Source organism: Streptomyces sp. NBC_01320, from assembly GCF_035974375.1.
Classification (GTDB): domain Bacteria; phylum Actinomycetota; class Actinomycetes; order Streptomycetales; family Streptomycetaceae; genus Streptomyces; species Streptomyces yanii.
Window position 1 is genome coordinate 8,725,039 of record NZ_CP108390.1, and the last position, 20,914, is coordinate 8,745,952.

Annotated in this window: 19 protein-coding genes and 1 pseudogene; 11 read left to right on the forward strand and 9 right to left on the reverse strand. The window is 70.5% G+C overall.

Going from position 1 to position 20,914, the window contains the following annotated elements; genetic code table 11:
• The first annotated feature begins 105 nt into the window (after positions 1 to 105).
• Positions 106 to 1,500 (forward strand): aldehyde dehydrogenase family protein, encoded by a 1,395-nt coding sequence (locus tag OG395_RS39630; RefSeq protein ID WP_327247231.1) that lies wholly within the window; start codon positions 106 to 108, stop codon positions 1,498 to 1,500.
• A gap of 42 nt (positions 1,501 to 1,542) precedes the next feature.
• On the forward strand, positions 1,543 to 2,622 hold the full coding sequence (locus OG395_RS39635; protein WP_327247232.1) for a Zn-dependent alcohol dehydrogenase: 1,080 nt from the start codon (positions 1,543 to 1,545) through the stop codon (positions 2,620 to 2,622).
• Between the two features lie 11 nt (positions 2,623 to 2,633).
• Here OG395_RS39635 and ppk2 read toward each other — a convergent pair whose 3' ends face one another.
• The 4 genes from ppk2 to OG395_RS39655 form a co-directional block, all read right to left on the reverse strand.
• Positions 2,634 to 3,557, reverse strand: coding sequence for a polyphosphate kinase 2 (gene ppk2, locus OG395_RS39640; protein ID WP_442818789.1), 924 nt, complete (start codon positions 3,555 to 3,557; stop codon positions 2,634 to 2,636).
• A 64-nt stretch (positions 3,558 to 3,621) separates the two neighbouring features.
• Entirely contained in the window at positions 3,622 to 4,647 is a 1,026-nt protein-coding gene (locus OG395_RS39645) for a DMT family transporter (RefSeq protein ID WP_327247234.1), read from the reverse strand.
• 33 nt (positions 4,648 to 4,680) lie between these two features.
• Positions 4,681 to 5,391: an ArsR/SmtB family transcription factor gene (locus OG395_RS39650; protein WP_327247235.1), complete on the reverse strand. Its 711-nt coding sequence runs from the start codon at positions 5,389 to 5,391 to the stop codon at positions 4,681 to 4,683.
• Between the two features lie 14 nt (positions 5,392 to 5,405).
• Positions 5,406 to 6,080, reverse strand: coding sequence for a TetR/AcrR family transcriptional regulator (locus OG395_RS39655; protein ID WP_327247236.1), 675 nt, complete (start codon positions 6,078 to 6,080; stop codon positions 5,406 to 5,408).
• Between the two features lie 66 nt (positions 6,081 to 6,146).
• Here OG395_RS39655 and OG395_RS39660 point away from each other — a divergent pair, with 66 nt between their 5' ends.
• The 3 genes from OG395_RS39660 to OG395_RS39670 all read left to right on the forward strand — a co-directional run bounded on the left by OG395_RS39660 (position 6,147) and on the right by OG395_RS39670 (position 8,397).
• Positions 6,147 to 7,298: an acyl-CoA dehydrogenase family protein gene (locus OG395_RS39660; RefSeq protein WP_327247237.1), complete on the forward strand. Its 1,152-nt coding sequence runs from the start codon at positions 6,147 to 6,149 to the stop codon at positions 7,296 to 7,298.
• Between the two features lie 102 nt (positions 7,299 to 7,400).
• A complete protein-coding gene (locus OG395_RS39665) occupies positions 7,401 to 7,691 on the forward strand; it encodes a YiaA/YiaB family inner membrane protein (protein ID WP_327247238.1) in 291 nt (96 codons plus the stop codon).
• 82 nt (positions 7,692 to 7,773) lie between these two features.
• Positions 7,774 to 8,397: a TetR/AcrR family transcriptional regulator gene (locus OG395_RS39670; RefSeq protein WP_327247239.1), complete on the forward strand. Its 624-nt coding sequence runs from the start codon at positions 7,774 to 7,776 to the stop codon at positions 8,395 to 8,397.
• Between the two features lie 166 nt (positions 8,398 to 8,563).
• Here the strand turns inward: OG395_RS39670 and OG395_RS39675 are convergent, their stop codons facing one another.
• Positions 8,564 to 9,025: a MaoC family dehydratase gene (locus OG395_RS39675; protein WP_327247240.1), complete on the reverse strand. Its 462-nt coding sequence runs from the start codon at positions 9,023 to 9,025 to the stop codon at positions 8,564 to 8,566.
• Positions 9,026 to 9,166: 141 nt separating this feature from the next.
• On the opposite strand from OG395_RS39675, the gene soxR reads away from it, so the two are divergent.
• Positions 9,167 to 9,640: a redox-sensitive transcriptional activator SoxR gene (soxR, locus tag OG395_RS39680; protein WP_266987491.1), complete on the forward strand. Its 474-nt coding sequence runs from the start codon at positions 9,167 to 9,169 to the stop codon at positions 9,638 to 9,640.
• A gap of 52 nt (positions 9,641 to 9,692) precedes the next feature.
• Here the strand turns inward: soxR and OG395_RS39685 are convergent, their stop codons facing one another.
• Positions 9,693 to 10,304, reverse strand: a complete 612-nt coding sequence (locus tag OG395_RS39685) for a hypothetical protein (protein ID WP_327247241.1) — start codon at positions 10,302 to 10,304, stop codon at positions 9,693 to 9,695.
• A 229-nt stretch (positions 10,305 to 10,533) separates the two neighbouring features.
• On the opposite strand from OG395_RS39685, the gene OG395_RS39690 reads away from it, so the two are divergent.
• Entirely contained in the window at positions 10,534 to 13,356 is a 2,823-nt protein-coding gene (locus OG395_RS39690; RefSeq protein WP_327247242.1) for a penicillin acylase family protein, read from the forward strand.
• A gap of 83 nt (positions 13,357 to 13,439) precedes the next feature.
• Here OG395_RS39690 and OG395_RS39695 read toward each other — a convergent pair whose 3' ends face one another.
• Positions 13,440 to 14,717: an exo-beta-N-acetylmuramidase NamZ family protein gene (locus OG395_RS39695; RefSeq protein WP_327247243.1), complete on the reverse strand. Its 1,278-nt coding sequence runs from the start codon at positions 14,715 to 14,717 to the stop codon at positions 13,440 to 13,442.
• 186 nt (positions 14,718 to 14,903) lie between these two features.
• On the opposite strand from OG395_RS39695, the gene OG395_RS39700 reads away from it, so the two are divergent.
• From OG395_RS39700 to OG395_RS39710, 3 genes are read left to right on the forward strand one after another with little or no spacing between them, the layout of a single operon-like run.
• A complete protein-coding gene (locus OG395_RS39700; RefSeq protein WP_327247244.1) occupies positions 14,904 to 15,668 on the forward strand; it encodes an SDR family oxidoreductase in 765 nt (254 codons plus the stop codon).
• Entirely contained in the window at positions 15,665 to 17,347 is a 1,683-nt protein-coding gene (locus OG395_RS39705) for a class I adenylate-forming enzyme family protein (RefSeq protein ID WP_327247245.1), read from the forward strand. The genes OG395_RS39700 and OG395_RS39705 overlap by 4 nt, the downstream gene beginning before the upstream one ends.
• 39 nt (positions 17,348 to 17,386) lie before the next feature.
• A complete protein-coding gene (locus tag OG395_RS39710; RefSeq protein ID WP_266987503.1) occupies positions 17,387 to 17,980 on the forward strand; it encodes a TetR/AcrR family transcriptional regulator in 594 nt (197 codons plus the stop codon).
• A 192-nt stretch (positions 17,981 to 18,172) separates the two neighbouring features.
• Here OG395_RS39710 and OG395_RS39715 read toward each other — a convergent pair whose 3' ends face one another.
• Together OG395_RS39715 and OG395_RS39720 are read right to left on the reverse strand one after the other, a co-directional pair.
• Entirely contained in the window at positions 18,173 to 19,399 is a 1,227-nt protein-coding gene (locus OG395_RS39715) for an acyl-CoA dehydrogenase family protein (protein WP_327247246.1), read from the reverse strand.
• Positions 19,400 to 19,407: 8 nt separating this feature from the next.
• Positions 19,408 to 20,430, reverse strand: coding sequence for a phosphotransferase family protein (locus OG395_RS39720; RefSeq protein ID WP_327247247.1), 1,023 nt, complete (start codon positions 20,428 to 20,430; stop codon positions 19,408 to 19,410).
• A gap of 216 nt (positions 20,431 to 20,646) precedes the next feature.
• Here OG395_RS39720 and OG395_RS39725 point away from each other — a divergent pair.
• A pseudogene (locus OG395_RS39725) lies at positions 20,647 to 20,778 on the forward strand (glucarate dehydratase); the annotation flags it as partial.
• Between the last annotated feature and the right edge of the window lie 136 nt (positions 20,779 to 20,914).

Genomic DNA, 20,914 nt, shown 5'->3' on the forward strand with positions numbered 1-20,914 from the left:
AATTGCCGGGCCGCGCGTGACGGGCGTCTCTGGCGCCAAAAAACTAACGTCGCTAGTTTGGGGTGCGGGCGACATCGCCCGTACGCCTGCCCGGGAGGAAATGCCATGAAGGCCCACGACGGTATGTACATCGGCGGGGAGTGGCGCCCCGCAGCGGGCGCGGACACGATCGCGGTCGTCAACCCGGCGGACGAGCAGGTCATCGCCCATGTCCCGGCGGGCACGGCCGAGGACGTCGACGCCGCGGTACGGGCCGCCCGCGCCGCGTTCGGTGGCTGGGCCGCCACCCCACCGGCCGAGCGTGCCGCACGGATCGCCGCCCTGCGCGACGTCCTGGTGGCCCGTCAGGACGAGATCGCGGCCACGGTCACCGCGGAACTGGGCGCACCCCTCCAGCTGTCGCAGACGGTGCACGCGGGCGTGCCGATCCTGGTCGCCGGGTCCTACGCCGAACTGGCCGCCTCGTACGCCTTCGAGGAGCAGCACGGCAACTCCACCGTGCTGCTGGAGCCCGTCGGCGTCGTCGGGGCGATCACCCCGTGGAACTACCCGCTGCACCAGATCGTCGCCAAGGTGGCTCCCGCACTCGCCGCAGGCTGCACGATCGTCCTCAAGCCCGCCGAGGACACCCCGCTGACCGCGCAGCTCTTCGCCGAGGCCACCGAAGAGGCCGGCCTGCCCGCCGGTGTCTTCAACCTGGTCACCGGTCTCGGCCCGGTCGCCGGACAGGCCCTCGCCGCGCACGAGGACGTCGACCTGGTCTCCTTCACCGGCTCCACCGCCGTCGGGAAGCAGATCGGTGCCACCGCCGGCGGCGCGGTCAAGCGGGTCGCACTGGAGCTCGGTGGCAAGTCGGCCAACGTCATCCTGCCCTCCGCCGATCTGGCCAAGGCCGTCAACGTCGGCGTCGCCAACGTGATGTCGAACTCCGGCCAGACGTGCAGCGCCTGGACCCGGATGCTCGTCGACGGCGAGCGGTACGAGGAGGCCGTCGCCCTCGCCGCCGCGGCCGTCGCCAAGTACGTGCCGGGGGAGCGGGTCGGTCCCGTCGTCAACGCGAAGCAGCAGGCCCGGGTGCGCGGTTACATCGAGAAGGGCATCGAGGAGGGCGCCCGCCTCGTCGCCGGCGGTCCAAAGGCGCCGCTCGCGACGGGGTACTACGTCAGCCCCACCGTGTTCGCCGATGTCACCCCGGAGATGACCATCGCCCAGGAGGAGATCTTTGGCCCGGTCATCTCGATCCTGAAGTACGAGGACGAGGACGACGCCCTCCGGATCGCCAACGGCACGGTGTACGGGCTCGCCGGCGCCGTCTGGGCCGCCGACGACGCGGAGGCCGTCGCCTTCGCCCGCCGGATGGACACCGGGCAGGTCGACATCAACGGCGGCCGGTTCAACCCGCTCGCGCCGTTCGGCGGCTACAAGCAGTCAGGCGTCGGCCGTGAGCTCGGTTCGCACGGCCTCGGCGAGTACCTCCAGACCAAGTCCCTCCAGTTCTGAACAACCCTCCGATGCACCCCCCGATCAGCAAGGAGCCGGTCCGTGGTCCGCGCCGCCGTACTGCCCGCCGTCGGAGCTCCCCTGGAGGTCACCGACATCGAACTCCCGGAGCCCGGCCCCGGTCAGGTGAGGATCCGTCTCGCCGCGGCCGGGGTCTGCCACTCCGATCTGTCCCTCTCCAACGGCACCATGCGGGTGCCCGTCCCCGCCGTCCTCGGCCATGAGGGAGCGGGCACCGTCCTCTCCGTCGGCGAGGGCGTCACGCATGTCGCGCCCGGCGACGGGGTCGTGCTCAACTGGGCGCCGTCCTGCGGCAGCTGCCACCACTGCGCAATCGGTGAGGTCTGGCTCTGCGCCAACGCCCTGACGGGTGCGGGCAACATCCACGCCCGTACCGCCGACGGCACCGAGCTCCACCCCGGCCTGAACGTCGCGGCGTTCGCCCAGGAGACGGTCGTCGCCGCGAACTGTGTGCTTCCCGCCCCGGACGGCATCCCGCTGGCCGACGCCGCCCTGCTGGGCTGTGCGGTCCTCACCGGATACGGCGCCGTCCATCACTGCGCCCGGGTCCGGGCCGGCGAGACGGTCGTCGTGTTCGGCATCGGCGGTGTCGGTCTCGCTGTGCTCCAGTCCGCCCGGATCGCGGGAGCCTCGAAGATCATCGCCGTGGATGTCTCCCCGGAGAAGGAGGAGCTCGCCCGCGCGGCGGGCGCCACCGACTACGTCATCGCCTCCGACACCACGCCGCGCGAGATCCGTAAGCTCACCGGCGGACTGGGCGCGGACGTTGCTGTCGAGTGCGTCGGCCGGCCCGCCACCATCCGCGGCGCCTGGGACTCCACCCGCCGCGGCGGCCGCACCACGGTCGTCGGCATCGGCGGCAAGGACCAGCAGGTGACCTTCAACGCGCTGGAGATCTTCCACTGGGGGCGTTCCCTGACGGGCTGCGTGTACGGGAACAGCGACCCGGCCCGCGACCTGCCGGTCCTCGCCGAGCACATCCGCGCGGGCAGGTTCGACCTCTCCATGATGGTCACCGAACGGATCGCGCTGGACGGCATCCCGGCAGCCTTCGACAACATGATCGCCGGCAAGGGCGGCCGCGCGCTCGTGGTGTTCTGAGGGCTGTCCCGTCAGGGATTACGGGACAGCCCTCGGGCCTGCTCCGGGGTGGGCTCGGCCGGCGACCGGCTCGTGGTGAGGAGGCGGGCTTCCATCTCGCCCTCCTCGAAAAGCCGCGAGGCCGGGCCCACGATCAGCGGGTCCGCCTCACCGACCAGGTCCGCGTTCTTGTCCGGATAGTCGAAGCGGTGCAGCACATGCCGGATCGCCTCCAGACGGGCCCGCTTCTTGTCGTTGCTCTTCACCACGGTCCAGGGCGCGTCCGCCGTGTCCGTGTGGAACAGCATCAGTTCCTTGGCCTCCGTGTACGCGTCCCACTTGTCGAGCGAGGCGAGGTCGACCGGGCTCAGCTTCCACTGCCGCACCGGATCGATCTGGCGGATCATGAACCGGTTGCGCTGCTCGTTGCGGGAGACGGAGAACCAGAACTTCACCAGGTGGATGCCGTCCCGGGCGAGCATCCGCTCGAAGCCCGGTGCCTGGTGCATGAATTCGAGGTACTCCCGGGTCGTGCAGAACCCCATGACCCGCTCCACACCCGCCCGGTTGTACCAGGACCGGTCGAAGAGCACGATCTCCCCCGCGCTCGGCAGCTGCGCCGTGTACCGCTGGAAGTACCACTGGGTGCGCTCGCGCTCCGTGGGCTTCTCCAGGGCGACGACACGTGCACCACGGGGGTTGAGATGCTCGGTGAAGCGCTTGATCGTGCCGCCCTTGCCCGCCGCGTCCCGTCCCTCGAAGAGGATGACGATCCGCTCGTCGCGGTCCTTGACCCAGTGCTGCAGCTTGAGCAGTTCGATCTGCAGGGCGCGCTTGGTCTTCTCGTACGCCTTGCGGCCGAGCTTGCGGCCGTACGGGTAGTCCTCGCGCCAGGCGTCGCGGGCCCGGCCCTCCGGGGTCACCAGGACCGGGTCGTCGTCCCCGCTGTCGACCACGTCGAAGTCGTCGAGTTCGGCGCCGCCGTGGCGGGCCGCCCGGGCGAGGGCGGCCTGCTCCTCGTCAGCCCTGCCCGACTGCTTCTTCCGCTTCTTCCCGGGGCCGGTCGGTCTCCTGGCGCTCCGCGTCATCTCGGCGTCCCTCCACCGGCTGTGCCGGACTGTTCCGCGTCCGTCCAGTCTGCGGACGCATGCGGGAGACCGCCACCCCGGCAAGACAGAGCAGGCCGCCGCCGACGGTGAGCAGCGCGGGCACCTCGTCCAGCAGCAGCCATGACATCAGCACCACCAGTGCGGGCACCGCATAGGTGGTGGCGCCCATCTTTCCGGCGGTGGTGCGCGCGAGGGCGTAGGCCCAGGTGGTGAAGGCGAGGGCGGTCGGGAAGATGCCCAGGTAGACCATGTTCAGGGTCGCGGAGAGCGGTGCGTCGGCCGCATCGGAGACCAGCACACCGGAGAACGGCAGGCAGGCGACCGTACCGATCAGACAGCTGTACGTGGTGATCTGCAGGGCCGAGCCGTGCCGCAGAGCGGGCTTCTGGGTGACCACCCCGGCCGCGTACGCCACAGCCGCGAGCAGGCAGAGCGCCACTCCGAGCACCGACGAACCCCCGTGCCCCGACATGGAGAGACCGACCACGACGGCGCCCGCGAACGACACGGCCATGCCCATCACCAGCATGCGCGGCAGCCCCTCGCCGAGCAGCCGGGCGCCGAGCAGCGCGATCAGGATCGGGCCGATGTTCACGACCATGGCGGCCGTGCCCGCGTCGACCTGCTGCTCGCCCCAGTTGAGCACCACCATGTAGAACCCGAACCAGAGCAGTCCGGACGCGAGGATGCCCGGCCAGGCACCCCTGGACGGCAGCCCCTCACGGCGAACGACAAGGATCGCGCCGAGCGTCAGCGAGCCCGCGAGCAGCCGGCCGAGGGCGAGCGCCCCGGGGGAGTACGCGTCGCCCGCGCTGCGGATGGAGACAAAGGCGGAGGCCCACAGGACCACGCTCGTGCACGCCGCGGCAATCGCCCGCCAGTCACGGCTTGCGGGAATGGTGGCCGTCGCCGAGGAGGCCTGTATGGGTGTCGTCATGGGTCCGACTGTAAGCGGGGAACGGTTCGGTCCTCACCGAATTGTTTCCGGCTCGATCCCGAGGAACTCGTGCAGCGCCCGCTCCCCGTCCGCGGTCGCCTTCACGGCCCGCCCGGAGCCGATCCGTACGCACCATCCGGTGTCCAGGGCGTGCCTGCACAGCGCGGCGCCCGCGGTCCCCGCCAGGTGCGGTCGGCGCTCCGTCCAGTCCAGGCAGCCGCGTACGAGGGGGCGCCTGGTCCTGGTGTCCAGCCGGATGCCCCGCTCCCCGAACCAGCCCAGGCCCGCATCGGTGAGCGCGAAGCCGGTGTCCTGCCGTAGCAGTCCCCGTACGGTCATGGCGTCCGCGATGGCGATGCCGATCCGGCCCGCGAGATGGTCGTAGCAGGTGCGTCCGCGGGCCAGCGCGCTGCTGGTGCTCGCCGCCCGCAGGGTTCGCGGCCGTTCCCCGTCGCCGGGCGCGGCCTGGGCGGCGAGGTCCTCGACGAGGTGGGCGGTCCGTTCGTCGGCGAGCCGCAGATAGCGGTGGCGGCCCTGCCGCTCCTCGGTCAGCAGGCCGCCCGCGACGAGCTTCCCCAGGTGTTCGCTGGCGGTCGACGGCGCGACCGACGCGTACCGCGCCAGTTCACCCGCCGTCCAGGCACGCCCGTCGAGCAGGGCCAGACAGAACGAGGCGCGGGTCTCGTCGGCGAGGAGCGCGGCCAGGGCGGCGAGGCGGGGCGCGGCCGGGTCGTGGGGTGCCATGTACTCAGCATGCGTCAGGAACGCTTCGGCGAGGGCCGAACCGTGGCCGCGGGCGTCCGCTGCTCGTACTGCAGGGCGAGACCGTCGAGGATCGCCCGCAGTCCGGTCTCGAACGCGCCCTCGTCGACCTTCTGGCGGCGGTCGGCCAGCAGGTGGGCCCGGCCGAGGTGCGGGTAGTCGGCGGGGTCGTACGCCGTCTCGTCGTCCACGAAACCGCGTGCGAACGAGCCCAGTGCCGAGCCCGTGACGAAGTACCGCATCAGGGCGCCGATGTACGTGGCCTGGGCGGGTGGCCAACCCGCTCGGACCATGCCGCCGAAGGCCGCGTCGGCGACCCGCAGCCCGGCCGGACGGCGGCCGGGGCCCTGGGCCAGCACCGGGACGATGTGCGGGTGCGCGGCGAGCGCCGCACGATAGGAGACCGCCCAGTCGTGCAGGGCGGCGCGCCAGTCGCGGCTGTCGTCCTCGTCGAACATCGACAGGTCGACCTGCGCGGAGACGGAGTCCGCGACCGCGTCCAGGATCTCGTCCTTGTTGCGGAAGTGGTTGTAGAGCGAGGGCCCGCTGACCCCGAGTTCGGCCGCGAGCCGACGGGTGGAGACGGCTTCGAGCCCCTCGGAGTCCACCAGGGCGCTCGCCGCCTCGACGATGCGGTCTCTGCTGAGGAGGGGCTTGCGCGGTCGGGCCATGCGGCACATAGTAGGGCCTGCGAACGAAAAACTAGCAGTGTTAATTAAAAGTGGGAGTACCGAAGGATGAACCTGGAGCTCAGCGAGGAGCAGGAAGCTGTCCGGCAGCTCGCCAAGGACTTCGTCGCCCGCGAGATCACTCCGCATGTCGTCGAGTGGGATCGCGCCGAGAATGTCGATAAGTCGATCGTGAAGAAGCTGGGTGCACTCGGCTTCCTCGGGCTGACCATCCCTGAGGAGTACGGCGGCTCGGGCGGCGACCACCTGGCGTACTGCCTGGTCACCGAGGAGCTCGGGCGCGGCGACTCGTCGGTCCGCGGTATCGTCTCGGTCTCCCTGGGTCTGGTCACCAAGACCATCGCCGCCCGGGGGAGCGAGGAGCAGAAGCAGCAGTGGCTGCCCCGTCTCACCGCGGGCGAGGCGATCGGCTGCTTCGGCCTCACCGAGCCGGGTACGGGCTCCGACGCCGGCAGTCTGACGACGAAGGCCGTCCGTGACGGCGACTCGTACGTCATCAACGGCACCAAGATGTTCATCACCAACGGCACCTGGGCCGATGTCGTGCTGCTCTTCGCCCGCACCGACGACACACCCGGCCACAAGGGCATATCCGCCTTCCTGGTGCCCACCGACACCCCCGGCCTCAGCCGCCGCACCATCCACGGCAAGCTCGGTCTGCGCGGCCAGGCCACCGCCGAGGTGGTCCTGGAGGACGTTCGCGTCCCCGCCACCGCGCTCCTGGGGCCCGAGGGCAAAGGCTTCTCGATCGCCATGTCCGCCCTGGCCAAGGGGAGGATGTCGGTCGCGGCCGGATGCGTCGGCATCGCGCAGGCCGCTCTCGACGCCGCCGTGGGCTACGCCGGCGAGCGCGAGCAGTTCGGCAAGTCCATCGCGAGCTACCAGCTCGTCCAGGAACTCATCAGCGACATCGCGGTGGATGTCGACGCCGCCCGGCTGCTGACCTGGCGCGTCGCCGACCTCATCGACCGCGGTGAGGAGTTCGCCACCGCCGCGTCCAAGGCGAAGCTCTTCGCCTCCGAGGCCGCCGTCCGTGCCGCGAACAACGCCCTCCAGGTCTTCGGCGGCTACGGGTACATCGACGAGTACCCCGTCGGCAAGCTGCTCCGCGACGCCCGAGTGATGACGCTCTACGAGGGCACCAGCCAGATCCAGAAGCTGATCATCGGCCGCGCGCTGACGGGGGTCTCCGCCTTCTGAGCCGTACCGCTCGAACGGGCGCCCATTTGGTGAGCTCCTCTGAGTACGGGACTGAGTACGGGGGCGGATGCGGCGGGCGCCACAGCGGCCGAAGCTTCCCCCATGAGTGAGACGACATCGGTCAAGCAGCAGAGCACCGCAGCCTTCTACGGTCAGGCCGTCGCATCTTTCGGGGTGGCGATGGGCGCGGTGACCCTCGGCATCTACTTCCTCGACGCGAACGCCTGGGTGCGGGGCTTCCTCGCCGTCGGCGTCCTGTACCTCGTCACGTCCTGCTTCACCCTCGCCAAGGTCATCCGCGACCGTCAGGAGGCGGGACAGATCGTCAGCCGGGTCGACCAGGCCCGGCTGGAGAAGATCCTCGCCGAGCACGACCCCTTCCAGAAGCTCTGACGATCTCATCCACCGGACCCTAAGCGCTTGCTCAGGTTCGGGGTATGGTGTTCGTCCTGCTGAAGGGAAGGGGTCGGTGACGATGAGCGCGGCGGAGGAGACCGGCGGCGAGAGCTCGCCGTGGGGCGAGGTGACGCCCGAGGCGGCCAGGCGGCTCCTCGTCGCGGCCGTCGACGCCTTCGCCGAGCGCGGGTACCACGCGACCACCACCCGTGACATCGCGGGCCGCGCCGGGATGAGTCCCGCCGCGCTCTACATCCACTACAAGACGAAGGAAGAGCTGCTCCACCGGATCAGCAGGATCGGTCACGACCGCGCCCTGCTGCTCCTGGAGACGGCCGCCGGCAGTGACGGCACGGCGTCCGAGCGGCTCGCGGACGCCGTACGGTCCTTCGTCCGCTGGCATGCCGAACGGCACACCACCGCCCGCGTGGTCCAGTACGAACTCGACGCCCTGGGTGAGGAACACCGCACCGAGATCGTCGCCCTGCGCAGGAAGAGCGATGCGGTGATCCGGCGGATCATCAGTGAGGGCGTGCAGGCGGGGGAGTTCGATGTCCCCGACATCCCGGGGACCACGCTCGCCGTGCTCTCGCTCTGCATCGACGTGGCGCGCTGGTTCAGCGCGCAGGGGAGCCGTACGCCGGACGAGGTCGGCGATCTCTACGCCGACCTCGTCCTGCGCATGGTCGCGGCCCAGCGCTGAGGGCTGCCCCGTCATCCCTGGTGGATCGGCGCGCGCCGCGTCGGATGCGGGACATTGCAAGGCGGAGGGGGCGTCCTCGTGCCCGGTGCATTCGGGCGTTCCGGCAGCGCAGCGAGGTGCCGCAGCTGTCCTCGTGCGTCCGCCGGGGATGCCGCCCCAGGGCATCTCAGAAGTAGTAGCGCGACACCGACTCGGCGACACAGACCGGCTTGTCGCCGCCCTCGCGCTCGACCGTGACGAGGGCGGTGACCTGGACGCCGCCGCCCGCCTCCGCGACGTCCTTGAGGACGGCCGTCGCGCGCAGCCGGGATCCCACCGGCACGGTGGACGGGAAACGGACCTTGTTGGTCCCGTAGTTGATGCCCATCTTCATGCCCTCGACCCGCATGACCTGCGGGACCAGCGCCGGGAGCAGTGAGAGCGTCAGATAGCCGTGCGCGATGGTCGTGCCGAATGGGCCGGCCGCGGCCCGCTCCGGGTCCACATGGATCCACTGGTGGTCCCCGGTCGCCTCGGCGAACAGGTCGACCCTCTTCTGGTCGATCTCCAGCCACTCGCTGTGACCCAGCTGCTCGCCCACCCCGTCGCGCAGCTCCTGCGCGGACGTGAAGATCCTCGGCTCTGCCATGTCCCTGGTCCTGCCTTCCCGCTCTCGACCGTCCGTCGTCATCCATCGCCTACTGTCTAAGCGCTTGCTCAGCATGGTTGGGCGGGTGCGTTCCTGTCAACGACGGACCCGTGCGGAGGGCGGGCACGTAGGGTTGGAGGGGTGCCCCAGATCCCACAGACACTCCACGAACTCACGGTCGGCCAGCTCTCCGCGCGCAGCGGCGCCGCCGTTTCGGCCCTGCACTTCTATGAGGCGAAGGGTCTGATCAGCAGCCGCCGCACCAGCGGCAACCAGCGGCGCTACAGCAGGGACGCACTGCGCAGGGTCGCCTTCGTCCGTGCGGCGCAGCGGGTCGGCATACCACTGGCCACGATCCGGGACGCGCTGGCCGAACTCCCCGAGGAGCGCACCCCGAACCGCGACGACTGGGCGCGGCTGTCCGAGACGTGGCGGTCCGAACTGGACGAACGGATCAAGCAGCTGGGCCGGCTGCGCGACCATCTGACCGACTGCATCGGCTGCGGCTGCCTGTCGCTGGAGACGTGTGTGCTCTCCAACCCGAACGACATCTCCGGCGACACGATCAGCGGTTCGCGCCTGATGCCGGAGCGCCGCTCGGCGGGCTGCCCGTAGAAAGCGTCCCCAGGGCCGGGGGCACGCCGCCGTTCCGTCGCCCCCGAGCCCCTCATGCCGCCGACGCCAGGTCCCTCGGCCGGATCCGGCGCGCTCTCGCCAGCGCGCCCGGAGTCAGTACGGGCCGCGGCACCACGATTCCGCAGCCCGTGCAGACCGGGCCCGACCACGGCGCGCAGTCGAGGTCCTGACGCCAGACGATCCCGGTCTCCGCGCACACCGGGCACGCCGCGCCGGGCTGCGACTCCAGGGCCGAGATCAGCCGGCCCAGCACCTCGGCGAGCGGGGCGGACGGGTGGACCGCCGGATCCTCGCAGCGCGCCACCCCGTTCCCGCCCCAGATGCGCCGGTGCCAGTCGTCGAAGGCGCCCGGCCGGCGCAGCCCCTCGCGCTTCTCCCGCTTGCGGCGCTCGGCGAACCCGGCCTCGTACCGGAGCCAGACGGCTCGCGCCGCCTCCAGTTCCTCCAGTGCGTGCACCAGCCGCACGGGGTCGGGGGACCGGTCCTCGGGCTCTATCGTGTGCCGGGTGCACAAGTGGTCCCAGGTCGCCCGGTGACCGTAGGGGGCGAACCTCTCCAGGCATTTGCGCAGCGAGTACCGCCGCAGCGCCAGGTCACCCCGCGGATCGCGGACCTGTCTCGCAAGACTCCGGAAACCGGCCATCGCACTGCCACCTCCGTCGCTCGTACTTCGGCGTCAAGGTATGGACGTACGACTGCCCGTTTCGGCTCCATCGAAAGGCGATTCGCGTCCATGGGGTGAGACGCCCCACGTCGGACGCGGCGTTGACGCGGTGTCATGTGGTGATTCCGAAAAAGTGACCGTTGTTCATCTTACCGACGGGTCATACCGCCAGTAACCTCCGGCGCATCGGCCTCTCGGAGGAGCACCTATGCCCCCACGCACCGTCATGTTCAGAGCCGCCACCGTTGCGGCGGTTCTCGCACTCGGTACCACCCTGCTCGCGGCCTCGCCGCAGTCCGGCGCCGCGGCGGCGGAACCCGTACCCGTACCCGACTACTGCCACGGACAGTGCGACGACATCCTGCCGCCCGGCGAGAACGGCAACGCCACGCTCGTCGAGATCCTCGGCAACAAGGCGTTCGGTACGCACCCTTCCCACAGCGACGACCAACTCGACCGCTACAACGGCCTGGTGGCCGGGCACACGGGTCTCACCGACCAGAAGCTGACCGACTTCTTCAACGACGCCTCGTTCGGCGTCCCCAAGGACCAGGTCGAGTCCGTCACCTCGCCGCGCGACGACGTCACCATCACCCGCGACAGGGCGTCCGGGGTCCCGCACATCAAGGGCACCACCCGCTACGGCACCGAGTTCGGCGCCGGGTTCGCGGCCGGGCAGGACCGGCTCTGGCTGATGGACCTCTTCCGGCACATCGGGCGCGGCGAACTGACCTCGTTCGCCGGCGGCGCACTCGCCAACCAGGGCCTGGAGCAGCAGTTCTGGCCGCAGGCCCCGTACACCGAGGACGATCTCGAAGCGCAGGTCGCGTACATCAGGAGCCATGAGGGCGCCCGCGGCGAGCAGGCGATGGCCGATGCGCAGGCGTATGTCGACGGCATCAACGCGTACCGCGAGAAGTCCAAGAAGGGCCGCTACTTCCCCGGCGAGTACGTCCTCACCGGAAAGATCGACGCCATCACCAACATCGGCGAGATACAGCCGTTCGAGCTGACCGACCTGATCTCCATTGCCTCGGTCGTCGGCGGGCAGTTCGGTGGCGGCGGTGGCGGCGAGGTGCAGGCAGCGCTCTCGCTGCTGTCCGCCCAGCAGAAGTACGGGGTCGCCGAAGGCACCGAGGTCTGGGAATCGTTCCGGCAGCGCAACGACCCCGAGGCCGTGCTGACGATTCACGACGGCACCTCGTTCCCGTACGCCGGCAAGCCGGCCAGGGCGCGCGGCACCGCTCTTCCCGACGCGGGCTCCGTCACCGCCGAGCCGCTGATCCACGACCGCACCGGCTCCGCGGGCACCGACACGAAGGCCCCGGTCAAGGCCCCGGCCGCGCTCAGGAAGGCCCAGGGGATCTACGACGACGGTGTCATCCCCGAGGGGTCGCTGCCCGGATCCGGAGCCCCGAAGCGCGGCATGTCCAACGCCCTGCTGGTTTCCGGCAAGCACACCGCCAGCGGAAACCCGATCGCCGTCTTCGGCCCGCAGACCGGCTACTTCGCCCCACAGCTGATGATGCTTCAGGAGCTCCAGGGGCCCGGCATCAGCGCTCGCGGTGTCTCGTTCGCCGGTGTCGGCATGTACGTCCAGATGGGCCGCGGCCAGGACTACGCGTGGAGCGCCACGTCGGCCGGCCAGGACATCACCGACACGTACGCCATCGAGCTGTGCGAGCCCGGAGGCGGGACACCCGCCAAGAACTCCACGCACTACCTCCACCACGGCACCTGCACCGCCATGGAGAAGCTGGAGCGCACCAACTCCTGGAAGCCGACCGTCGCCGACTCCACGGCGAAGGGCTCCTACCGGATGCAGGTGTGGCGGACCGCGTACGGCATCGTCACCCACCGGGCCACCGCGGGCGGCAAGCCCGTCGCGTACACCTCACTGCGCTCCACCTACCGTCACGAGGCCGACTCGATCATCGGCTTCCAGATGCTCAACGACCCGGCGTACGTCACGGACGCAGCCTCCTTCCAGCAGGCGGCGAGCAATATCGACTACGCCTTCAACTGGTTCTACGCCGACTCCCGCACCGCCGCCTACTACAACAGCGGAATGAACCCGGTGCGCGCGGCGGGCGTCGACCCGGCGCTGCCGGTGAGGGCCGAGAAGGCGTACGAGTGGCAGGGGTACGATCCGGCGGCGAACACCGCCGCCTACACCTCGTTCACCGCGCACCCGCACTCCAGCGGCCAGGACTACTACGTCTCCTGGAACAACAAGCAGGCCGCGGGGTATGCCTCCGCGGGCTTCGGACTGGGTGCGGTGCACCGGGCCGACCTGCTCGACGACCGGGTGGCGAAGCTGGTGGAGGAGGGCGGCGTCACCCGCGCCTCGCTCACCCGGGCCATGGCGGATGCGGCACTCACCGATCTGCGCGGCGAGCAGCTGCTGCCCGAACTGCTGAAGGTGCTCCGCTCCCAGCCGGTCACCGACCCGGAACTGAACGCGACCGTGCAGCAGTTGGAGTCCTGGCGCGCCTCGGGATCCCAGCGCAAGGAGACCGGCCCCGGCTCGCACGCCTACACCCACGCCGACGCGGTACGACTCATGGACGCGTGGTGGCCGAAGCTGGTCGAGGCCGAGTTCAGGCCGGGCCTCGGCGACGGTCTGTACGCGGCGCTGACCGCCAACCTCGCCACCGACGAGTCCCCGGCGGCCGGCCACGGGCCGAGCGGTGCGCACAGCGGTTCGGCGTTCCAGTACGGCTGGTGGGGTTTCGTCGACAAGGACCTGCGCCAGGTCCTCGGCCGTCCGGTCGAGGGCCCGCTGGCGAAGACGTACTGCGGCAAAGGCGACCTGAGCAGCTGCCGGGACGCGCTGCTCGCCACCCTGAAGCAGGCGGCGGCCGAACCGGCGACCGAGGTCTACCCCGGTGACGACAGCTGCAGCGCGGGCGAGCAGTGGTGCACGGACGCGATCGTCCACCGTGCGCTGGGCGGGATCAGCCAGAAGGCGATCCACTGGCAGAACCGCCCGACGTACCAGCAGGTGGTGGAGTTCCCGGCCCACCGGTAGGACGCACATTCCGGCCCGTCCGGCGGTCGAGGACGGAACCGGTTCGCCGGGCGGGCCCGAACCCCGGGCCCGCCCGGCTCACCTCACCGGTACTGCAGGTACTTCTTCCGTACCGCCCGGAACGCGGCGAGATCCGCCTCCCACGCCCCGACCACCTCATCCGTGTCCGCCCCCGCATCGATCATCGTGCGGACCCGCGTATTGCCGGTGAGCTTGTCGATCCAGTTGTCCGGGCGCCAGGCGAACCCGCTCCACGTCCGTTTCGCCGTCACCAGCAGCGCGATCCCCGTGCGCACCGGATCGAACACCTCCCGGTCCTGGACATGCAGCTGCACCCCGCCGACCGTCTTCCCCTGGAACTTGGAGAACGTCGGGGCGAAGTACGCCTCGCGGAAAGCGACTCCGGGCAGGTCGAGGGCGTTCGCGGCCGCCGCCCACCGGTGGTCGATCCCCTCCGCGCCGAGGAGTTCGAACGGCCGGGTCGTCCCCCGCCCCTCGGAGAGGTTCGTACCCTCGAACAGACAGGTGCCCGAGTACACGAGCGCCGTCTCGGGCGTCGGCATGTTGGGGCTCGGCGGCACCCACGGCAGACCGGTTCCGTCGAAGAAGTCCGCGCGCCGCCATCCCGACATCGTCACGATGTCCAGCTCGACCGGCCGCGTGGCCAGGAACTCCGCGTTGAAGAGCAGCGCCAGCTCCGTGACCGTCATGCCGTGGGCCTGCGCGATCTCCCGGCGCCCCACGAAGGTCGAGAACGCCGGGTCGAGGACCGGCCCCAGCGCGGCCCGTCCGGTCACCGGGTTCGGCCGGTCCAGGACGACGAACCGCTTGCCCGCGAGCGCCGCCGCCTCCATGCAGTCGTAGAGCGTCCAGATGTACGTGTAGAAGCGGGCGCCCGCGTCCTGGATGTCGAAGACGACGGTGTCCACCCCGGACGCGGTGAAGACATCGGCGAGCGGCTGCCCGCTCTTCAGATACGTGTCGTAGACGGGGAGTCCGGTCGCCGGGTCGTCGTACCGCCCCTCCGAGCCGCCCGCCTGCGCGGTGCCCCGGAAGCCGTGCTCGGGGCCGAAGACCGCGACCAGGTTCACGCGTTCGTCCGGGTGCATCACATCGACGATGTGGCGCACGTCGGACGTGATCCCGGTCGGGTTGGTGACGATCCCGACCTTCTGCCCCCTCAGCAGTGCGTAGCCGTCCGCCGCCAGCCGGTCGAAGCCGGTACGGACCCGATTTCGCCCGGAGCCCTGCCCCGTGCCGGGGAGGGGGCCCGCGGCCGCGCTCCCGGTTCCGGCAACCGTCGCCGCGAGGGCTCCCACCGCACCGCCGGCGGCCAGCAAACCACGTCTGGACAGGCTCATTCGGCTACCTCCATGATCGCTCCGACTGTCATGGTCACGCACGCTAGCGCGCACAAGGGCCGCATGGAACGAGGCGGACGAGAGCGGTGTGACAGGAGTGGCGACAAGCTCCCGGCCAAACCCTTCCCCGATGACATACCGACTGGTTAGTCTGCTGAGGAAGTCGGCTGAGAGAGGCGGAACCCGATGAGCACGGTGCAGGGCGCGGGCGTAGTGGTCACGGGGGCCGGGGGCGGCATCGGTGCCGCTCTGGCCCGCAGATTCGCCGCGGAAGGCGCCCGGGTCGTCGTCAACGACCTCGACGAGAGCCGCATCAAGGCGCTCGCCGAGGAGATCGGCGGCGCCGCCGTCGCCGGAGACGCCTCGCAGATCGTGGAAGCCGCCCGGGACGCGCTGGACGGCACCGTCGACATCTACTGCGCCAACGCCGGTCTCGCCTCGCCCGGTGACGTCTTCACCGACGAGGAGGTCTGGGCCGCTGCCTGGGACGTCAATGTGATGGCCCACGTCCGCGCGGCCAGGGCGCTGCTCCCGGACTGGCTGGAGCGCGGCAGCGGCCGGTTCGTCACCACCGCGTCCGCCGCCGGACTGCTGACGATGATCGGCGCCGCGCCGTACAGCGTCACCAAGCACGGCGCCGTCGCCTTCGCCGAATGGCTCTCGCTGACCTACCGCCACCGGGGCGTCAAGGTCCACGCGATCTGCCCGCAGGGCGTACGTACGGACATGCTCACCGCCGCCGGTTCGGCCGGCGAGCTGGTCCTCGCCCCCAGCGCCATCGAGCCGGAGGATGTCGCCGACGCCCTCTTCGACGCCATGGCCGAGGACCGCTTCCTCGTCCTGCCGCATCCCGAGGTCGCCGGTTACTACCGGGCCCGCACCAAGGACACCGACCACTGGCTCAGCAATATGAACCACCTTCAGCAGAAGTGGGAGGAGACCGGCGCATGACCGAGTCCGACACCGACGCACCCACCGGGTCCATCTACGCGGCGAAGCCCTGGATCTCCCTGCTCAGCGACGCCCAGCGCGCCCCGGTGAGCCCCGCCGAGACCCTGGTGCACGCCTTCCGTGCCTCCGTCGCCCGCACCCCCGAGCACCCGGCGCTCGCCTACTTCGACGGGCGTCTCAGCTACCGGGAGACCGACGCGCTCTCCGACTCCGTGGCCGGACATCTGGCCGCGCAGGGTCTGGAGCGCGGCGACCGGGTCGCGATCATGCTGCAGAACTCCCCGCAGTTCGTGCTCGCGCTGCTCGGCGCCTGGAAGGCCGGGGCGACCGTCGTCCCGCTCAACCCGATGTACAAGTCCGGCGAGGTCGGCCACGTACTGAAGGACGCCGAGGTCACCGCGCTGATCTGCGCGGACCGGGCGTGGGAGTCGTATCTGCGGGACACCGCGGCCACCGCCCCGACCGTACGGATCGCGGTCACCGCCTGCGAACTCGACCTCCAGGGCCAGAACGACGAGCGGGTCCTGAACGTCGAGCGGCTGCCGGCCCCCGAGGACGCCGACGACCTGGTGGCCGTCGCCCGCCGGGGGCTCGCCGCTCCCGAAGGCCGCGAGCTCACCGCCGCCGACGTGGCGCTGATCAGTTACACCTCCGGGACCAGCGGCACCCCCAAGGGCGCCACGAACTCCCACGGCAACATCATGGTCAACGCCGAGCGCCAGCGGACCGGACACCCGGTCGCCGAGGGCTCCGCGTACTTCGCGCTCGCCCCGCTCTTCCACATCACCGGCATGGTGTGCCAGCTGGCCGCCTGTCTCACCAACGCGGGCACGCTCGTGCTCGCGTACCGGTTCCACCCCGGTGTCGTCCTCGACGCGTTCGCCGAGCACCGCCCCGCGTACACCGTCGGCCCGTCGACCGCCTTCATGGCCCTCGCCGCCACGCCGGGTGTGACACCCGAGCACTTCGCCTCGTTCCAGGTGATCTCCTCGGGCGGCGCCCCGCTGCCGCCCGCGCTCGTGGAGAAGTTCCGGGCGGGCTTCGGCCCCTACATCCGCAACGGCTACGGCCTCACCGAGTGCACCGCGCCCTGCGCCTCCGTACCGCCCGAGCGGGAAGCGCCCGTCGACCCGGTCTCCGGGACCCTCTCGGTGGGCGTCCCCGGACCGGACACGGTCGTCCGGATCCTCGACGAGAACGGCGACGAGGTGCCGTTCGGCGAGCAGGGCGAGATCGCCGTCCGCGGCCCGCAGGTCGTCTCCGGCTACTGGCGGCTGCCCGACGCGACCGCCGCCGCCTTCCCGGACGGCGAACTGCGCACGGGCGACATCGGCTTCATGGACCCGGACGGCTGGCTCTACGTCGTCGACCGCAAGAAGGACATGATCAACGCCTCCGGTTTCAAGGTGTGGCCGCGCGAGGTGGAAGATGTCCTGTACACCCACCCGGCGGTCCGGGAGGCGGCCGTCGTCGGCGTCCCCGACGCCTACCGCGGCGAGACCGTCCGGGCATACGTCAGTCTGCGACCCGGCTCCTCGGTCGAACCCGACGAACTGGGTGCGTACTGCAAGGAGCGGCTCGCCGCGTACAAGTACCCGCGCGAGGTCCAGATCCTGACCGAACTTCCCAAGACGGCAAGTGGGAAGATCCTCAGGCGGGAACTGCGTTCCCAGCAGTAGAACGTGTGCGACTTCACTACGGAAAGGCAGGTGGCGGCCATGGCCAGAACGACGGACGGGAACGACGCCCCCGTCCCTCAGCGGCTGCTGGCCGCCGCCACCCGGCTCTTCGCCGAGCAGGGCTACGACCGCACGTCGGTCCAGGAGATCGTCGAGGCGGCAGGCGTCACCAAGGGCGCGCTCTACCACTACTTCGGCTCCAAGGAGGATCTCCTCCAGGAGGTCTACTCCCGGGTGCTGCGGCTCCAGCAGGAACGCCTCGACGCGTTCGCGGACGCCCAGGCTCCGGTCGAGCAGCGACTGCGGGACGCGGCGGCGGACGTGGTCGTGACGACGATCGAGAACCTCGACGACGCGGCGATCTTCTTCCGCTCGATGCACCATCTGAGCCCGGAGAAGAACAAACAGGTACGGGTGGAGCGGCGCCGCTACCACGAGCGGTTCCGGGCGCTAGTGGAGGAGGGGCAACGGAGCGGGGTGTTCTCCACGGCGACGCCGGCGGATCTGGTGGTGGACTACCACTTCGGATCGGTGCACCACCTGTCGACGTGGTACCGCCCGGACGGTCCGCTGAGCCAGCAGGAGGTCGCGGACCATTTGGCGGATCTGCTGCTGCGAGCGCTGCGCCCCTGACGTCGGGCCAGAAGCGGGGGAGCGGCATCCGTCGAGCCGGCTCCAGGATCCCGAGTGTGGTCCGAGGCCCCGCGGTCACCGACCGATGCCTGCGCTGCGCCAGAACTGAACGACTTCCTCCACGGGCCGGACGGGCAGGTTCTCAGCCCGTCCGGCTTCGGAGGACATGGCGCGGCTGCAGCCGCCGCCCCGCTACACGTACCGCTTGATCTCGCGCCGCGCCAGCGACCGCTGATGCACCTCGTCCGGCCCGTCCGCCAGCCTCAGCGTCCGCGCCCCCGCCCACAGTTCCGCCAGCGGGAAGTCCTGGCTCACGCCGCCCGCGCCGTGCAGCTGCACCGCCCGGTCGAGGATGTCGACCACCGCGCGCGGGGTGGCGATCTTGATGGCCTGGATCTCCGTGTGCGCCCCCCGGTTGCCCACCGTGTCCATCAGCCATGCCGTCTTCAGCACGAGCAGCCGCAGCTGCTCCACCGTGACCCGCGCGTCCGCGATCCAGTTCTGCACGACGCCCTGCTGCGCGAGCGGCTTGCCGAAGGCCGTGCGGGACACCGCCCGCTTGCACATCAGCTCGATGGCCCGCTCTGCCATCCCGATCAGCCGCATGCAGTGGTGGATCCGGCCGGGACCCAGGCGCGCCTGCGCGATGCCGAAGCCGCCGCCCTCCTCGCCGATCAGGTTCGTCGCGGGCACCCGCACATCGGTGAACACGACCTCCGCGTGACCGCCGTGGTAATGGTCCTCGTACCCGTACACCTGCATGGCGCGCCGCACTTCGAGGCCGGGCGTGTCGCGCGGGACGAGGATCATCGACTGCTGGCGGCGGATGTCGGCGCCGTCGGGGCCATCGGCAGTCGCCGTCTTGCCCATCACGATGAAGATCCGGCAGTCCGGGTTCATCGCCCCGGAGATGTACCACTTGCGGCCGTTGACGACGTACTCGTCGCCCTCCCGCGTGATCCGGGTCTCGATGTTGGTCGCGTCCGACGAGGCCACCTCGGGCTCCGTCATGGCGAACGCCGACCGGATCTCCCCGGCGAGCAGCGGCTCCAGCCACTGCTTCTTCTGCTCGTCCGTGGCGAATTGGAAGAGCACCTCCATGTTGCCCGTGTCCGGCGCCGCGCAGTTGAGCGCGGTCGGCGCCAACTGCGGGGAACGGCCGGTGATTTCGGCGAGCGGTGCGTACTGGAGGTTGGTCAGCCCGGCACCGTACTCCGCGTCGGGCAGGAAGAGGTTCCACAGACCCTGCCTGCGCGCCTCGGCCTTGAGGTCCTCGACGATCTGCGGGGTGTCCCACGGGGAGGCGAGCCGTGCCCGCTGCTCGTGCGCGATCGTCTCGGCCGGGTACACGTGCTCGTCCATGAAGGTGAGCAGCTTGGTGCGCAACTCTTCCGTACGGGCGTCGAATGCGAAGTCCATGGGGGTGATCAGCCTTCCTGGAGGGTCGTGAGGCCGTGCTCGATGAAGACGGGGACGAGATCGCCGATGCGGTCGAAGCCGGCGCCGACGGTCTGGCCGAGGGTGTAGCGGTAGTGGATGCCCTCCAGGATCACGGCGAGCTTGAACCACGCGAACGCCGTGTACCAGGAGATGGCGGAGGTGTCCCGGCCGGAGCGGGCCGCGTAGCGCTCGATCAGTTCGGCGGGCGTGGGGTGGCCGGCCGCTCCGCTGGTGGTCGAGACCGGGGACTTGGGCAGACCCAGGTCGGAGCTGTACATGACCAGCAGGCCGAGGTCGGTCAGCGGGTCGCCGAGCGTCGACATCTCCCAGTCGAGGACGGCCTTGATCCGGTCGTCGGGGCCGATCAGCACGTTGTCCAGGCGGTAGTCGCCGTGGATGACAGTGGGCGCGGGGGAGACGGGCAGTTCGCGCCCGAGCGCGGCGTGCAGCTCGTCGATGCCGGGCAGTTCGCGGTTGCGGGAGGCGTCCAGCTGCTTGCCCCAGCGACGCAGCTGCCGGTCGAGGAACCCCTCGGGGCGCCCGAAGCCGCCGAGCCCCACCGACTCCGGGTCCACCGCGTGCAGTTCCACCAGCGTGTCGACCAGGCCGAGGACGACTTCGCGGGTGCGCTCGGCGCCGAGCGGGGCGAGCTGCTCGGCGGTGCGGTACGGGGTCCCCTCGACGTACTCCATGACGTAGAAGGGCGATCCGATGACGGAGTCGTCCTCGCAGAGCAGCAGCGGCTCGGGCACCGGCACGGCCGTCGGGTGCAGCGCGCTGATGACCCGGTGCTCACGCTTCATGTCGTGCGCGGTGGCGAGGACATGGCCGAGCGGAGGCCGGCGGACGACCCAGTGGCCGGTGCGGTCCGTGACGATGTACGTCAGGTTGGAGCGGCCGCCCTCGATGAGCCGGGCTTCGAGCGGTCCGTTCACCAGACCCGGTCGCTCGCGGTCGAGATGTCCGCGGAGCCGGTCCAGGTCGAGACCTGGCGGATGGACTGAGCTCATCGTGCGCACCTCCGGGGTGAAAAGACGTCGGTGCTCATGATGCCGACCAGTCGGTATGTCGTCCAGTGAACTCCCGGAATCCGGTGCGTGGACTCCGTGTCGAGCGAGTCGGAGTCCTGATGTTCAGTCGTATCTCTGAATATGGTTCACGTATGAATGCCGCACTGCTCATCGACGAAGTCCGGCTGCCCGACTCCTCATTGCCGACCCGCCGCCGGCGCGTACCTCGTACTCGCCGAGCCGCTCGCCCGGGCCCTCGTCGGCCGCCCGGTCAGCGATCTGAACGGCCTCTTCGCTCCTGCCGAGGAGGTGTGCGGTGATTCACGTGCCGCGGACGAGCATGTCGAGTACGCCACCCGGGGCGGCCCCTCGGCGTACACCTGTCACGACCGCGTTCCTGGCCGGGCGAGGGATGTCCGGCCTCGCCCGCGCGCTCCTGCCGCCCCGCGCAGCGGCCACCGTCTGAGTTGCGGGCGGTCTGAGC